This is a genomic window from Lysinibacillus sp. fls2-241-R2A-57 (assembly GCF_030209535.1).
In the GTDB taxonomy this organism is placed as follows: domain Bacteria; phylum Bacillota; class Bacilli; order Bacillales_A; family Planococcaceae; genus Lysinibacillus.
In genome coordinates this window covers 14,701-28,923 of the sequence record NZ_JARVRU010000030.1, presented here as the reverse complement: position 1 = coordinate 28,923, position 14,223 = coordinate 14,701, and the positions used below count along the sequence as shown (strand labels likewise).

19 protein-coding genes are annotated in these 14,223 nt (G+C 36.1%); 6 read left to right on the top strand and 13 right to left on the bottom strand.

Features of this window, described 5'->3' with window-relative positions:
- Positions 1 to 10: 10 nt before the first annotated feature.
- From QRN68_RS06240 to QRN68_RS06225, 4 genes are all read right to left on the bottom strand, one after another.
- On the bottom strand, positions 11 to 433 hold the full coding sequence (locus QRN68_RS06240; protein ID WP_285395890.1) for a DUF3995 domain-containing protein: 423 nt from the start codon (positions 431 to 433) through the stop codon (positions 11 to 13).
- A gap of 263 nt (positions 434 to 696) precedes the next feature.
- Entirely contained in the window at positions 697 to 1,230 is a 534-nt protein-coding gene (locus QRN68_RS06235) for a TetR/AcrR family transcriptional regulator (RefSeq protein WP_285395889.1), read from the bottom strand.
- A 66-nt stretch (positions 1,231 to 1,296) separates the two neighbouring features.
- Entirely contained in the window at positions 1,297 to 1,428 is a 132-nt protein-coding gene (locus QRN68_RS06230) for a hypothetical protein (RefSeq protein ID WP_285395888.1), read from the bottom strand.
- Positions 1,429 to 1,711: 283 nt separating this feature from the next.
- Complete coding sequence (locus QRN68_RS06225) at positions 1,712 to 3,400, bottom strand: AAA family ATPase (RefSeq protein WP_285395887.1); 1,689 nt, start codon at positions 3,398 to 3,400, stop codon at positions 1,712 to 1,714.
- 93 nt (positions 3,401 to 3,493) lie between these two features.
- Between QRN68_RS06225 and QRN68_RS06220 the strand changes: the two genes are divergently transcribed.
- On the top strand, positions 3,494 to 3,922 hold the full coding sequence (locus QRN68_RS06220; protein ID WP_285395886.1) for a hypothetical protein: 429 nt from the start codon (positions 3,494 to 3,496) through the stop codon (positions 3,920 to 3,922).
- 85 nt (positions 3,923 to 4,007) lie between these two features.
- Here QRN68_RS06220 and QRN68_RS06215 read toward each other — a convergent pair whose 3' ends face one another.
- The 3 genes from QRN68_RS06215 to QRN68_RS06205 all read right to left on the bottom strand — a co-directional run bounded on the left by QRN68_RS06215 (position 4,008) and on the right by QRN68_RS06205 (position 6,378).
- A complete protein-coding gene (locus tag QRN68_RS06215; protein WP_285395885.1) occupies positions 4,008 to 4,991 on the bottom strand; it encodes a helix-turn-helix transcriptional regulator in 984 nt (327 codons plus the stop codon).
- A 461-nt stretch (positions 4,992 to 5,452) separates the two neighbouring features.
- Positions 5,453 to 5,932 carry a nucleoside 2-deoxyribosyltransferase gene (locus tag QRN68_RS06210; RefSeq protein WP_285395884.1) on the bottom strand — a complete coding sequence of 160 codons (480 nt, stop codon included), beginning with the start codon at positions 5,930 to 5,932 and terminating at the stop codon, positions 5,453 to 5,455.
- A gap of 11 nt (positions 5,933 to 5,943) precedes the next feature.
- Entirely contained in the window at positions 5,944 to 6,378 is a 435-nt protein-coding gene (locus QRN68_RS06205; RefSeq protein WP_285395883.1) for a GNAT family N-acetyltransferase, read from the bottom strand.
- A gap of 287 nt (positions 6,379 to 6,665) precedes the next feature.
- On the opposite strand from QRN68_RS06205, the gene QRN68_RS06200 reads away from it, so the two are divergent.
- Positions 6,666 to 7,823, top strand: a complete 1,158-nt coding sequence (locus QRN68_RS06200; RefSeq protein ID WP_285395882.1) for an immunity 26/phosphotriesterase HocA family protein — start codon at positions 6,666 to 6,668, stop codon at positions 7,821 to 7,823.
- A gap of 55 nt (positions 7,824 to 7,878) precedes the next feature.
- Here QRN68_RS06200 and QRN68_RS06195 read toward each other — a convergent pair whose 3' ends face one another.
- On the bottom strand, positions 7,879 to 8,352 hold the full coding sequence (locus tag QRN68_RS06195) for a hypothetical protein (RefSeq protein ID WP_285395881.1): 474 nt from the start codon (positions 8,350 to 8,352) through the stop codon (positions 7,879 to 7,881).
- 51 nt (positions 8,353 to 8,403) lie between these two features.
- On the opposite strand from QRN68_RS06195, the gene QRN68_RS06190 reads away from it, so the two are divergent.
- The gene (locus tag QRN68_RS06190; protein ID WP_285395880.1) at positions 8,404 to 8,655 is read left to right on the top strand and encodes a hypothetical protein; all 252 of its coding nucleotides are present in this window, start codon (positions 8,404 to 8,406) and stop codon (positions 8,653 to 8,655) included.
- A gap of 357 nt (positions 8,656 to 9,012) precedes the next feature.
- On the opposite strand, the gene QRN68_RS06185 is transcribed toward QRN68_RS06190, so the two are convergent.
- Entirely contained in the window at positions 9,013 to 9,483 is a 471-nt protein-coding gene (locus QRN68_RS06185; protein ID WP_285395879.1) for a hypothetical protein, read from the bottom strand.
- A gap of 175 nt (positions 9,484 to 9,658) precedes the next feature.
- On the opposite strand from QRN68_RS06185, the gene QRN68_RS06180 reads away from it, so the two are divergent.
- The 3 genes from QRN68_RS06180 to QRN68_RS06170 are packed head-to-tail and all read left to right on the top strand — an operon-like array spanning position 9,659 to position 10,788.
- Positions 9,659 to 10,252, top strand: a complete 594-nt coding sequence (locus QRN68_RS06180; protein WP_285395878.1) for a TetR/AcrR family transcriptional regulator — start codon at positions 9,659 to 9,661, stop codon at positions 10,250 to 10,252.
- Positions 10,253 to 10,287: 35 nt separating this feature from the next.
- On the top strand, positions 10,288 to 10,518 hold the full coding sequence (locus tag QRN68_RS06175; protein WP_285395877.1) for a hypothetical protein: 231 nt from the start codon (positions 10,288 to 10,290) through the stop codon (positions 10,516 to 10,518).
- An 18-nt stretch (positions 10,519 to 10,536) separates the two neighbouring features.
- Positions 10,537 to 10,788, top strand: a complete 252-nt coding sequence (locus QRN68_RS06170) for a hypothetical protein (RefSeq protein ID WP_285395876.1) — start codon at positions 10,537 to 10,539, stop codon at positions 10,786 to 10,788.
- Between the two features lie 312 nt (positions 10,789 to 11,100).
- Here the strand turns inward: QRN68_RS06170 and QRN68_RS06165 are convergent, their stop codons facing one another.
- From QRN68_RS06165 to QRN68_RS06150, 4 genes are all read right to left on the bottom strand, one after another.
- Complete coding sequence (locus QRN68_RS06165; RefSeq protein ID WP_285395875.1) at positions 11,101 to 11,568, bottom strand: DUF4259 domain-containing protein; 468 nt, start codon at positions 11,566 to 11,568, stop codon at positions 11,101 to 11,103.
- A 244-nt stretch (positions 11,569 to 11,812) separates the two neighbouring features.
- Positions 11,813 to 12,655 carry a metallophosphoesterase family protein gene (locus tag QRN68_RS06160; protein ID WP_285395874.1) on the bottom strand — a complete coding sequence of 281 codons (843 nt, stop codon included), beginning with the start codon at positions 12,653 to 12,655 and terminating at the stop codon, positions 11,813 to 11,815.
- Positions 12,656 to 12,776: 121 nt separating this feature from the next.
- Entirely contained in the window at positions 12,777 to 13,418 is a 642-nt protein-coding gene (locus QRN68_RS06155; RefSeq protein ID WP_285395873.1) for an RNA polymerase sigma factor, read from the bottom strand.
- A 68-nt stretch (positions 13,419 to 13,486) separates the two neighbouring features.
- Complete coding sequence (locus tag QRN68_RS06150; RefSeq protein WP_285395872.1) at positions 13,487 to 14,191, bottom strand: DUF4274 domain-containing protein; 705 nt, start codon at positions 14,189 to 14,191, stop codon at positions 13,487 to 13,489.
- Between the last annotated feature and the right edge of the window lie 32 nt (positions 14,192 to 14,223).

Sequence of the window (14,223 nt, the reverse complement as noted above, 5' to 3'; positions counted from 1 at the left end):
ATGACTAATATTAATACAATAGAATAATATAGACAATTCCCAAAAATAAACATAATGGACTGTAAAACCAAGTATCGTATCTAGCAAACTGTGAGTGTTTTATTTTTTTAAAAAATCCAACATACTTAAAATCGCCGACTGCCCGAATAATGAAAACGAAAGCACAGACAACACTTCCGATTTTAGATAAACCATTTGCTTGATAACCTTGCAAATACCCTCCTTGAACAACAAGAACGACACTCGCCATGAAAATAAGAATAGCAACTAACAATGTCCCCCATTTTCTAGGAGTAAAAGCAGGTTTATGCTCTCCCTCTCTTACTGGGATAGCAGCTGCAGAACCCCAACGACCTCCAAAAGCCCAATAAATATGCAACAAACTGATAAACCACAGAAGTCCTACAGCTACTAATATTACAAATAATTTCATTTACTCGCCCCCAATGTAGTAATTCAAACAAAACATACACAAGCGTATGTTTATAGTAAAAATGTTGTCCCTTCAGGCTTTATAACCTTATTAGGGACATTAATTATCGAATAATCAATTATGCCTCGGCACGATGGTTTTTGTGCGAAAGCGCAGTGCTAACGTAACGACAGCAACACGATGTTTTTTGTGCGAAAGCGAAGCGACAGCAACACGATGTTTTTTCCACAGGACGTGGCATTTTTAGACTAAGTTCCTCTATTTCAACGGATGTTTGGACTCCCGCTGAAAGAAGTTAAAAGCTCAACCATTTTTTCAATTTCAAAATTAGGATTTGCTTCAAATCTTGTCATCCATCCTACATACGTTAAATAGGCAAGTCTCGCTCGATCCATTGATTCCGGCTCGTCTATGCCCATTTTTTGATACAATTTTGCAACACAAGAAATTCTCTGTTCTTCAATATCTACTAAACGCGTTGCCACAACAGGATCATATTTAGCCCAAGTATAAATGCCAATTTCCATTTTTTTATCTCGATTAAAACTAATTTGTAATAGCTGTTCTAATGAGGCATCTTCTTGTTCCATACTTTGTACAATCAGCTTTGTTGCATGCATTTCCCAATAGTCGAGCATAGAATCTAACAGCTCTTGATGGTCACGAAAATAGTGATAGAAGCTCCCTTTGCTTATTTTTAGCAATCGAGCAAGTGCTTCAATGCGAACTTTATGTATTCCTTCATCAGCTAATTGTTGTAATCCTGCTTTTATCCAATCTTCTCTCGTTAATTGCATGTCATCTCTCCAGTAAAATACGGCACCGTATGTTTTATGTTAGATTACAATTAATTTCATTTTTTGTCAATTATTCAGCTCATCACCAAAACGTGTGGTTGATTTCCGTTCCGGCTGGGCGCTTTCCTGGGGGCGTCCGATGAGCCGCTTCACTCGCTTTGCTCGCTCCAGGGTCTCACCTGTGACGCTGATCCCCAAGGAGTCGCCCAGCCTCCACTCCAATCAACAATATACAGGGCATATATTTTAAAAAATGTCATCCACAACTTTTGGTGCTGGGCTTCAATTATTCATTCGGATTATTTTTATGAACTTTGATATTGTTGTTAATCGTTACATTAATCGTTATCACCCTTGGTAAAATACAAGCACATACTAAAATTATTGACACAAATTTTTTCATTATTATTCTTCCTCTTTTCCTATTTCTTTGTGGGAAAAGCCAAGGTTTTTAGGTTACCTTGGCCATGGTTCCCAACAACTAAAATGTATTATCAAATAGATTTTCTGCTATGCCTAGTAAAATATCTTCTTCTGCAAATTCCATTAATTCATCTTTCGTAATATTCTCCTGTTGAATGAGACGGTTGGATTGAATCGTCACAAGCTTTTCAAATAAATTTCGAATATAACGACCGTTTGAGAAATTTGGAATGGATTCAACTGGAATTTGATGCAACTGGGCCTTCATATGGTGTGCAAATGCTTCACCATATTGATAATCATTATTTTTACATAGCATGGCGAAAATATCATAAAGCTCATCCGTGCTAAAATTATCGAATTTTACAAAATGATTGAAGCGTGACTTAAACCCTGGATTGGCTAATAAAAATTCCTCCATGAGCTCTTTATAACCAGCGACAATGATAACTAAATCATCACGTAAATCTTCCATCGCCTTTAATAGACTATCAATCGCTTCTTTTCCAAATGCGTCTTGTTTATCATTGATTAATGCATAGGCTTCATCAATAAAGAGTACGCCACCTTTTGCTTTATTCACAACTTCCTGAACCTTTAAAGCCGTCTGACCCACATATCCTGCTACTAAGCCCGCACGATCTGTTTCCACAAAATGCCCGCTTGAAAGTACACCAAGATGCTTATATAGTTGGCCTATTATACGGGCAACGGTCGTTTTTCCTGTACCCGGATTCCCAGAGAACACAAGATGATATGTTATCGGAAAGCTTGTTAAGCCATGGTCGACACGTAAGCTTTGAATTTTAATAAAGTTAATGAGATTATGTAATTCCTTCTTGGCATTAGGAAGCCCTACAAGTCCATCTAGCTGCTTCTGTAATTTTTCAATCTCTCGCTCAATTTCTGGTGTTATTCGTAAACGTTCACCATTGATAAATTCACCACTATAAATAATTTTCCCTTCTTCATTAAAATAGTCTCCCCGACCATGCTTTTCACCATTTACAAGTTCCCCGATATAAGAAGCCTGTCCATTAGCGTAATAAAGAGTTCCATGTCCTGTCATAGCATCCTCTTTAAATTGACCCTCCGCTTCGATAACGCCTTGTCTGGAATAGACTTTTCCTTTTCCGTGCTTCAAATCCTCAAAGAAATAGCCTTCATACTGAAGTGTTGTTAAACCATTTGCAAGTTCCTTAGCACTTGGCGACTTTGGAGCATCATAAAGCTTTCCTGCACCTTGCATATGATTCCATATAAAATCACCTTCATATTGTAAAAAACCACTTGGATAATATTGTTTTCCCTTTCCTTTCTTCATGCCATGGACAAAATCACCCTCATATAGCGGCTGATTTAAATGTGAATACTGTGCACGAAGCTCTTTAAACGGGGCAATAACATCATCCTCATAATACAAAATTCCGTAACCTTCCATTAAATCATTGCGAAAATGCCCCTCATAATAGACCTTACCACCTTTGTATAAAATACCATTTCCTTGTTTTTTATTTTGAATAAATTCGCCCTGATAAATCATTTGTCCTTTTAAATACATGATGCCGTTACCTTGCTTCATATGATTGGCGAATTCACCCTCAAATAACAATTCACCTTCCTGATCAAATAACGTCCCCTTTCCATCATAAATGTCATGTCCAAAGTCGTTCTTCTTTACACCGCCACGATACATTAATATACCATTTGGATAAAATATCTCTTTTTCTTCATAATTATGTGTCATTTAATTGCCATCCTTTATCATTTCAGTATATGCTCAATTATAGCGTGGAAAATAATACATATGTGCGAATTTTTAGAATTTAAGGAGTTTAACATGAAAAAAAGATATAAAGTATTAATCGCTATCCTATTACCTCTTATCATTTTATTTATTTCAACAATGCTGCTAACTCGTGATTCAACTTTTGACGAAGAGGTTATTGAACGACTTGATATCAAGCAAATTAAAGAAATTGAAGTAATTCGAGCTTCTGATGAAAAAACAATCACTATTACAGATGCGACAAAAATCAATCAAATTATGAAAAATTTAGATGACCAACCACTTCGTAAGGTCTATTTTGCCAATTCGGATTATGATGAGGCTTATTGGTTAACATTGCATATTAATGATAATCGTGAAGTTGGCTTACGTTTGGATGACGAAAAGCATTTATTTGTTTATTTATATGAGGAAAGCTATATGAAAGATTATGACCTTTTAGGGGATTTTAATATGACCTTTATTGAGGAACTTTTTTAAGAAATATAAATACCATGCCAATGGTAAAAATCCGCTTATAGTCTACGCGGATTTTTACCACTTACATACGTAACCTTCTAGCATATTAAACGTTTATATAGCGATAATTTTGCTGCATCGATTGAATCGTGTCAATGATCTCTTCTCGAAGCTCAATTGGCTCTAACACCTCTATGTTTGCCCCTTGGCTCAGTAGCCACATTTTAATACCACGTCCAAAAACCTCTGCTTCAAATAAACATTGCCCATCTTTATTGGATATTATTATTGCAGTTGGTAAACGATCTAATACAGCCTGCGGAGATGCTCCTTTAAATATAAATTTTATACGCATCAACTCGCCAGCATGCATAAACTGGATACGTTTACGAAACTCACCTTCTTGAAAACGCTCGGCATATGGTATTTGAAACTTTTTATCTAGCTCAAGAAAATGTTGTATACAGTCGACTCTATAGACAATTGGCAAATCCTTTTCATGCTTATTATCATAAGCAATTAAATAAAAGTAGTACTCTGAGAAAATGACGGCGAGCGGTTTTAAGATCTTTTCTTTAGGAATTATTTCACCTTCACGCAAATAATCAATTTTAATGCTTTTCTTCTTTTGAATCGCCTCTGAAAGACACCAAATTAAATGTAGTAAAGATTTTTTATGATTTAAATCTACGTACAAATGTTTTTCATTTAAAATAATGTTGTGAATAAATTCCTGCTTATCAGTTGCAACAATCGAAATAAGTTTATCTATAATATCACTCATTTCTGATTTTAACAGTGCTCTAGATTCAATCAAAATTTTGACAATCGCCAACACTTGCTCTTTTGATAAAATATTTTTTCCTGTTTTCGTCAGCCGGTACACCTTTTCTACTCGCACATATTCTAAATGGCAATCCAATTTAGTTTTTTCAATATAAGCTCGAATTTCATTTAAATCCCGTTGTATGGTTTTTTCACCAACATTATGTGTAAATGCTTCTTGTTTTTTGTTAATTCCTTGACCATCCATCAATCTGTCAAACATCGAAATGACTCGATAGCCTTTATTTTGTTGTGAATCTACCATATATCCCACTCTTTCTACATAGTTACTCCCCCATTATACAAAACGACTTGGACACTATTAGTCCTTATAACTACGGAATTTCTATTTTATTGGTATAATTGGCACTATACTAATTTAGCAACAAAATATCTTTAAACAGACTAAACATACTATATTTTTGTTATAATTAACTTTAATTTTACAATGAATAACGGCTTTACACATAAAAAGAACTCCAATCTTTTCGATTGAAGTCCTCACCAGTTTATTTTTTTACTCTTACCTATGCACCACCCATGACAAACGCCTCACAAAACCTTTCTCCAACAATTATATTACTCCTAATTACTCCACTACTTCCTACATAGCTTACGCAACCATTTCTTGAGAGTGAACGAGCATTTCTACCTACTCACTTCATCTCTCCTTCAGTCCTGCTACAATATCTGTTGTTGAAAGGTTGAAAGTAGCATACTAAACTGCTATTTTTTATAGTTTTGAACGGCTTGGACAGCTTCTTCAATGGAAGATGTAATGATGCCATTACGTTTAATCAAGCCTATGACAAATAAATTGCGATAAACAAATTGATTTTCCATTCCGTCGCGTACAAGTGCCTCTATTTTCATCATATTGTCTCGACCTTGTTGACGAACATCTGTAAATACACCAACGATTGGTCGATTCAACATGGCAAATGCACCGATCTCTGCTGCCACACCCGAATCAATTTCAACGCCATCTAAAACAGCTACTAAAACATCACTATTTTGTAGCATCTCTAAATCCGCTTGTGCAATCGCCAAACTATCTGCATATGCCGTTTTATCATTAATCGCGTCATTCTCCTGCGGTACATATAATTCAATACCTGGTACTGCCTCTCTAATTGCTGCAGCGAGTTGCTCGTTGACTAAACGATCTCCTAAAGAAAATAATCCATTTGCTAAGTATGCCTTCATTAATAAAACTCCTATTCCAATATTTTTTCAAACACTATTTTATGTCTACCTTTATGATCAACAAATGTTGAAACAATGTCAAAACCGTGTTTCAAGTTTGTTATAAGCATTGCCTTTCGCTCATTTCTACCATATGTACGAACTTTATTAAAGCCAAGAGCTTGAAGATGTTCATGCTGCTTCCTCATTAACCGGCTGGCAATTCCTTGACCACGTTGCTTTTCATGTACACCACCTAACCAGCTATAAAAAACACCATCGGGATGTGTGTAGCCTAGTTTAAAACCTATTATATCCTCATTCTCTACTGCTAATAAACAAATTAGCCCTTCTTTACTTTCAAGTTTTTCTAGTGGTAGATTTGCTCCATCAAATACATGTGCATGGATTTCCTGTAATTGCTTCAACCAATCATATGGTACACCTTCAATTGTGACGATATGCATTTGTATCACCCCTATCTGTATAGTCGTTAATTATAGCAGAAAAGGTTTAACTACAAAGTTGAACATTCATATTCACTCGTGTTGTAGTATTTTGCAAAAAAAGGTGAATTCATAGAGATGCTGTGGGGTTATTCTTAGTTTATTTTTCCTACCTTCTCTCCTTGTGATCATTCTAAATAATCAAAATTAACTATTTTATGGATATTTTCATATTATATATTTTCGTTGCAAGTCGCATTAAGTATACTTGACATAATCACTTTTGATTAATAAAAGGAGGTAATTTTATGACACAATTAAACAGTTGGCTAACAAATACGCTTCGCCCTTATTTCGGATTACATCCCATTGAAGAGCATTGGGGGACGATTGAAATCCGAGATGATTATTACATTTGCGTGGACGGTGATATCATAAAAAAACGTATCTTCGTTAATGAGCAAGCTTATCAAGAAGCGGATGTAGAGATCCCGACAAGAAATTGTGAAGTAATTCTCCCTCAAACTGCCCGCGGTAAAGAGAAAAAATTGAATTATACCAATATTTCCAGCGTTAAAGCGAACGGGGTTATTTTTTCTGCTGGCGTGCGTACCGAGGACCCGCCATCTAGCCACATTAACGCTCGCAATATGAAAACCTATTTCTCACTGCCCCTGACCAACATGAAGAATTTAACGAGCAAAGAGGAAATCGTTGAGTGGCTACATCAGTATCCGTCAAATTTGCCTCCAGACTATGATTTACAGCTAGAAAAGCTCACAAGGAAAAAAAGCTTACGCTATAAAGCTGTTCCAGGAGATATTTTCCGAGTTGAAATTGATTTATTCACAGACGGCTTTGTACTTGTTATTGGAGATCTACGCCAAATGCAAAAAGATGGTCTATTTTCGAAAGATAGTCTATGGAATGATGTCATGACGATGCCGCTTTTTATTCGACCTTATCTGTTTAAAACAACTAATCGTTGCCCAAGTATTGAGGATATTACATCAGTCCAATTATCTGAACAAACCTTGATTGTCATGGACGACCTATTTATGCGGGGTGGCTATGAAAAAGTTGGACACAAAACGTTAACTGAAACAGATATTCTCCTGCCACTTGGTTACGGTATAAACATCGATAATGGAAAAGAAGAGCGCTACCGCCTTTCCTGGGGCACAGGAACAATTAGCAAGTCAGAACAAGAAACTTCTTTTAAGACGGGAAGCCGTTTTTCTAATTATGGCGTACAAGCAGGCATTGATGTCAAGTGCTTTGATACTTTTTCTCGGTCTCGTTCACTGGATAATCCGTTATACACCAAGGAGCACAAACAGGCACTGGCGGAATTTGGCTTTCCAAAGGATATTACATACGATGAATTCAACCGTCAAACAGGTGGGCTCACTAGGCTGGAGTATTTAGATTATTTATCGAAAAAATATGCCCGCACCCGTAAATAAAGGATATTGATACTATACAGATGATTTTTCGGTTTGAGATAACAGGACAGTTATCTCAAACTAGGTATCTTTTGATTTGCTGCTTAAATACCTTTTTATCATAAATTTTACGTGGATAACGTTCTTCTTTCAGTACCTCGTAAAGAACACATTGACCTTCCTTGTAGAATACTGTGACATCTTCGCATTCATCATAAAGGTGCCGTGATAATTGTTTTACTGATTCAATAGCTTCTTTTCCACTGATTCTCCATCCGAATCTAATCATATCGCTCTGGTCCATTGCGTCTCGATAAGTGTCAAAAACAATACATGTACCTGGCTCATGTTTATTGGAAAACACTAGGACATGACCAGTATGTACAGGCTGGTTAAAATAACGCTCGTGAATATCCTCGATTGGTGCACGAATACCAATAGCATCCATAATCGCTTTAAAGTTCGGGTGAGGTATGTATTCATCTTTCCATTCGTCGGGATAATGCACTAGTTCTGAAATCGATGTCATAATCCAAAATTCATAATACAAATTCAATCTCTCCTTTTACAATTAATAAAACAAATGAAATGGGGATTTATAATGAATGATAACAGTATAGCTTTTCCATGTCCGGCATGTAATAAAATACTTGATAAAATAAAATTAAACAAAAATAATTTCGAAATCGTAGGATTTGAGACGGGCTTTGAATGGTCCGATTTTCAAGCCAGCAATTTACCTTCGCTTGATAAAAAAATATGGACACGATCAAACAATCCACCTCTCAAAGGAGGTAGAAGAATCGTTATGGTCCGTTATCCCTTTCAGATGAAAGTAGGTGAAAGCTTTTGAATGTTATTTATGCCTGCCCTCTCATACTTTAACGGATGAGAAGAGCGTCCTAGTAAAATCACTTCCTCAGCATTAATAGCTACTAAAAATCACTATTTTGTAGCATCTCTAAATCCGTACATGTGCATGTATTTCCTGCAATTGCTTCAACCAATCATATGGTACACCTTCAATTGTGACGATATGCATTTGTATCATCCCTATCTGTATAGTCGTTAATTATAGCAGAAAAGGTATATTTACATTACCGATTCATTCCATCTCTTTAATAGGTAGTATTCTAACAGCACCTATCAACAGTTGGCTGACAAATACTGTAATAGGGTATGGTTTTTAGATAATAAAATTAGATAGTGATCATAATAGGTACCTTTTGATTTGCTGCTCAAACACTTTATTATAGTATAGTTTGCGCGGATAGCGTTCCTCCTGTAACACCTTATAGAGTACGGATTGACCTTCTTCGTAGCGAACAGCATCTTCGCATTCATCATAAAATCGCCGTGCTAACTGTCTTACTGATAGGTTAGCTTTTTCTGCACTAACTCTCCACCCGAATTGAATCATATCGTGTTGGTCTGTTGGATCTCGATAAGTATCAAAGACAATACATGTATCTGGTTGTAGTTTATTAGCAAATACCAAAACATGCCCAGTATGTACAGGTTGATTAAAATAATGTTCGTATATTTCATTAATTGGTACACAAATATCAAGGGCATTCATAATTTCATGAAAATTCGCTTGAGGTGTGTAATTATCACTGTCTTCATCTGGAAAATCAACAAGCTCTGTAATTGATGCCATAATCCAAAATTCATACTTCAAATTCAGTCACTCCCTTTTACAATTAATAATACAATGAAATGCTGATATATATAATGAACGATATTAGTCTAGCGTCTTTATTTTTAATCCCTTGTAAAGAATCATTGTTGATGGTATTATATGAATAAATTACATGAATATTCATATGAAATATTCACAAAGGAGGTATTCACTTATGGCAAGAGGAAAAAAAGTTTTTTCAGAAGAAGATAAAATTCTAATTAAAAGTAAATTGAAAGATGAGTGTATGGCATTTTGGATTACACAGGGTTATAAAGAAACAAGCATTGGCGCATTGTGTAAGAAAGCAGAAATATCAACAGGTACTTATTATAATTTTTATTCAAGTAAGGAAGAACTTTTTTTTGAAGTTTTGTATGACATTCAAGATACTATTTATGGAAATTTCATTGAGCGAATTGAACAATGCCCTGAAAAGTCCGGTTTTGAAACAGCAATAATCCAGCTTTACTACGAATACGAAACCAAACCATTTCTTTATGACGTAAAAACGATCGATTTCACATCATTTTATAGTAAACTATCGGAGGAAATGAAAGAAAAACTAACATTTGATAGTAGTGAACTTTTTCGTACTGCAATCAAACGAGCAAATCTTAAATTAAAGGTTTCTGAAAAGTTAGCATTTTCTACTTTCACTGTACTTCTTTCAAGTATTGCAAGTAAAGAAGGGATTTCAAAGAACTGCGATCATTTAGCTGCATTTCAATTTATGACTAAACAGTTGGTAGCAAGTATTTTTGAGTAGAGGATCTTTTCAAATATAAAATAGGCGGGATAGCAATGAGTTTATTTTGGAGTATTATAGACTTTCTTAAAGAAACTGCACCTTTCTTTATTGCGATTAATTTCATTTCAGCAATCTTCCTACTAATCTTAGGGTTAGTTTTAATATCCAAAAAGAATAGAGAACAGAAGACGAAAAAAATTGCCGGAATGGTTTGTTTATCAATTTCAATGTTGGCTTTTTTAGGTGCTCTGTCCAATACATTGTTTTCTTTTTTCGTATTTTAAAATTAGGAGGCTAAAAAGATGTTAGACAAACTACAAAATATCATGGACGCGGCTTGTAAATGGGGAAATAAAAATCTGGGAACCTCTATTCAATTCCCTAAACCAACAAAAAAATCGATGGTATCCAGTGCTTTTTCAAGCGGGATTATTGGTAGTGTAATTCTGGTGTTTGGACTCTTTTTCAACAACAAATGGATTTTGTTAGTTGGTGGACTTGGAATAATAAGCAGTGTTTTCATATATCGACAAAGTGAAAAAACGATTAGATAAGTATCATTAACCTTTTCAGATGACATTTTTAGGTGAAAGCTTTTGAGTGTTGTTTATGCCCCCTCTCATACTTTAACGAATGGGAAGAGCAACCTAGTGGATTCGATTCTTCAGCATTTATTCGATGTTGCTTTGAGCAGATTCTTTCTAGAAATGAGGTGTGCGCATGGATTGAAATCAGCATTCTAAATGTAAGCTTACACAGTTCTGTTCCCTTTTTCTAAAAGTAAAGAGCTTTTCTTCCTTTGATCATTACAAGATTTCAAGGGAAGAAAAGCTCTATTCATAAAAAATACTGAGTAGCAACCAATGTCATTTTAAAGAATGGATAATTTCCTTTTCAACTCTATTGAATAGAAATTCTAAGTTAGATTTCCATTCAACCCAGCATTCTGATTCACGCCATAATTCAACGATTTCCCTAATACCATCAGCATCTGGAACTTCAGCTCTAATATCCGCTAAATATCTTAATATAAACTTCAATGATTCTTCATCCGCATTTATTGAGTGTATTTTTTCAAATTCGTCTTCAGCGTCATATAATTTCCCTGTCTCAAGATACATTACATAGAGCTCTGCAAGCGCCATTGCACTTATATCGAAAAAGAAATCAATTTCATCGAAGCTCTCACCAAAAAATCCCTCTCGTTTCATCGCATCAATAACCTCAGACAGCTCTATATGATTTGATTCCAAAGTATAGATATAGTCCTGTAAGAAGTCGACTACATCCAAGCCTTCATCACTTTCTAATGGTTTATATCCCCATGCGCCCATATTAAGACTCCTTTCATATTTAAAATATCAGGTGTTTTGATTAACCATGTTTATCCACCCAAATTAATTAGAAGCTCTGATTTCCTATTATCGCTCAATAATAAACCTATTTTTTCTTAATCAACACACCAGTAAAATATCACAATTCTCCAAATGTCTTAATCTTTGCTTCCTTAAAAACTATGAGAGAAGCTAGGATCATATACATTTCGGAGTTGTTTACTAAATTGTAAATAACCCCAAACTAGTTTCGAGCTGTAAAGATAAAAGCACGTCCATCTGTATTTAAAATCTGTAGCCCATTATTCGTTTCAAACAATGGTGTATCCCAATGAACATGGCCACAGCAGACCAAAAGCTCAGCAGAGTTCTGTAGTTCTTTCCAAATATGTGAATTCCCTGGTAGGCCTTGTGAGCTAATCTTCGGACTTTCATGAAGTAGCAGGATGTCAGGAACTTGCCTTAAAGTGTGTCGAAGTTTTGCTAAATAATTGTCTTCTTCCATTCGATTTGGTTTATCTATTCTACCAATGATTCCTCCGAGTCCTGCTACTGCAAGATTAGCGTACATCATCGCCCCTCCATCCGAGAAGTAATGAATACCTGTGGTAGAACCCAATTCAGCTTGTTCCTTATTTGTTAATAGGTCGTGATTTCCAGCTACACCAGTAACAAATCCAAAATAATTCCTAAAAGCTCTCCAAACAGGCAAAGGGTTTCCGCTAGCACCTCTTTTGGTTAGATCAGTATACAAATCTCCACATAAACACACCATTACCTTAGCTGGGTCCAAATCTGACAAATGGATTTGGAACAAAAGGGAAAGCACTTCCGCAAGTTCCTCACCCAGTAACTTTGGTGTTTTTTCCACCTGCTCTTGCTTATAATCCGCGATGCCTTGTAAATCAGATGCAACAATTAGGGCATCTAGCTCCTCTGGCAATCCAAGTATCTCTCCCCAATATATAGGAAGCCATTCATAAGAAATCCTCGCGTCTTTTGATGTAGCGGTAATGTATGGTATTTTCTCTAAAGGCTCTTTGGCAATATCAACGATTTTTAATGCTCTTTTCGTATGTTTCTTCAATTAAATGCATCACCCTTTTTATCCCCCACGTTAGTATTTTTTTAACATATGAAATCCTCGTTGGTTCAAAACTCGAAAAGTTCGTTATTATCTTTCATTTGCTCATTTTCACACTTCACCCCTAAAGCTCTTTAGCCTTTTTCAAATAACCATACGCTTCTTTCAGCGGTAACTGCAGCATGTCTGCAATTTCTTTGATGGACATTCCGCGCTTGCTCATCATCAGCACTTGCTTGGTCAATTCATCTTCCATGCGACGGGCCGCTTGGAAAGCAGGGTTCAATAGAGACTCCCATAAATCTTTATCGGCGTATTCATCCGCAGATACAATCTCTGTAATTATTCGTTCAAGTTCCATACACTTTATTTTCCATGATGATTCATTTTGTTGAGCAATTAGCTGTCTAAATTGCTGGATAGCTACCTGAAAATTTAAAACTGAACCAGTCAAATAACTACCTGCATGCCAGTCACCCATACCATGCATGAGAACAGCTACTGGTTGCCCAGGTTCTGCTGTCTCTATAATCATCGGATCACCTGTCAGTTTCATATGCCCAATCACAAGCCAATCAGCCTGCCATGCCCCCTCTTCATCATGAATAAGAGAGTTACCTTCAAAATCAATGCTATATCCTATTTGCTCGCGCTCTAAATATTCTGGATCGAACATTTCAACATCTATCCACTCTGCAAGTTGCTCACTGACAACTTTCAATTGTTTTAACTGCTTGAGAAGCTCAGCATCCAATATCATACTCACAAATCTCCTACATTTAATTAATTTTATAGCAATAATCTCTAGCCTCTGTTTCTTTTTGAATACTAGATTCAAGTATTTAACAGATTGACTTTCTTCGTTAGTTCCTCTGCTAGTCTTCTCCAAGGGCATTTCCACGATGACTTCGCCAATTCTTCTTCATCTTGTTCCAGCCAATAATCACCATCCATTAGCTCATACATGTCAAGTAGGGTAATCTCTGCACAAGCTGGATTTTCAAAAGCTACAATCATCGGCTCCGGTCCGTCATCCCAGTTATAGCCGTTAACCACTGCGTGCAGAAGCACTGGATATGACAACTCTCTAATCATGCTACACATCTTTGCCAGCGATTCTTCATATAAAATATCATCTACTTCGCGTTGTTCTTCCGCATCTAATGTGAGTCGGATAGCCCCTTTTGTATTCAGCAGTAAATCAGCAATTGCATTATTCATTCTTGCAGTATTCCAAGCTGTCGCCAAAATACCTTTAGCTGAATTCAATTCCACTCCATACTCCAGTAGTAGCTTGATTTCTTCCACTTGCTTGAACTTGACCGCTTTCTTTAGAACCGTATCTCCTAACTTATCCTCAGCCTCTAAATCTATATTTCTCTCAAGAAGAAGTTTAATCCCTTCAAGCGGCATGCGATTCATGACAAAAAGCATTATAGGCGTGCGTCCCCTTGAATCTCGTTCATTCGGATCAAGCTGATTCACGCCTGCACGAATAATTTCAATATCTTTAGATTTACTAACTTCTAACCAGTTCATTTGTACTCCTTTCGTGTCCATAACTCATCTGA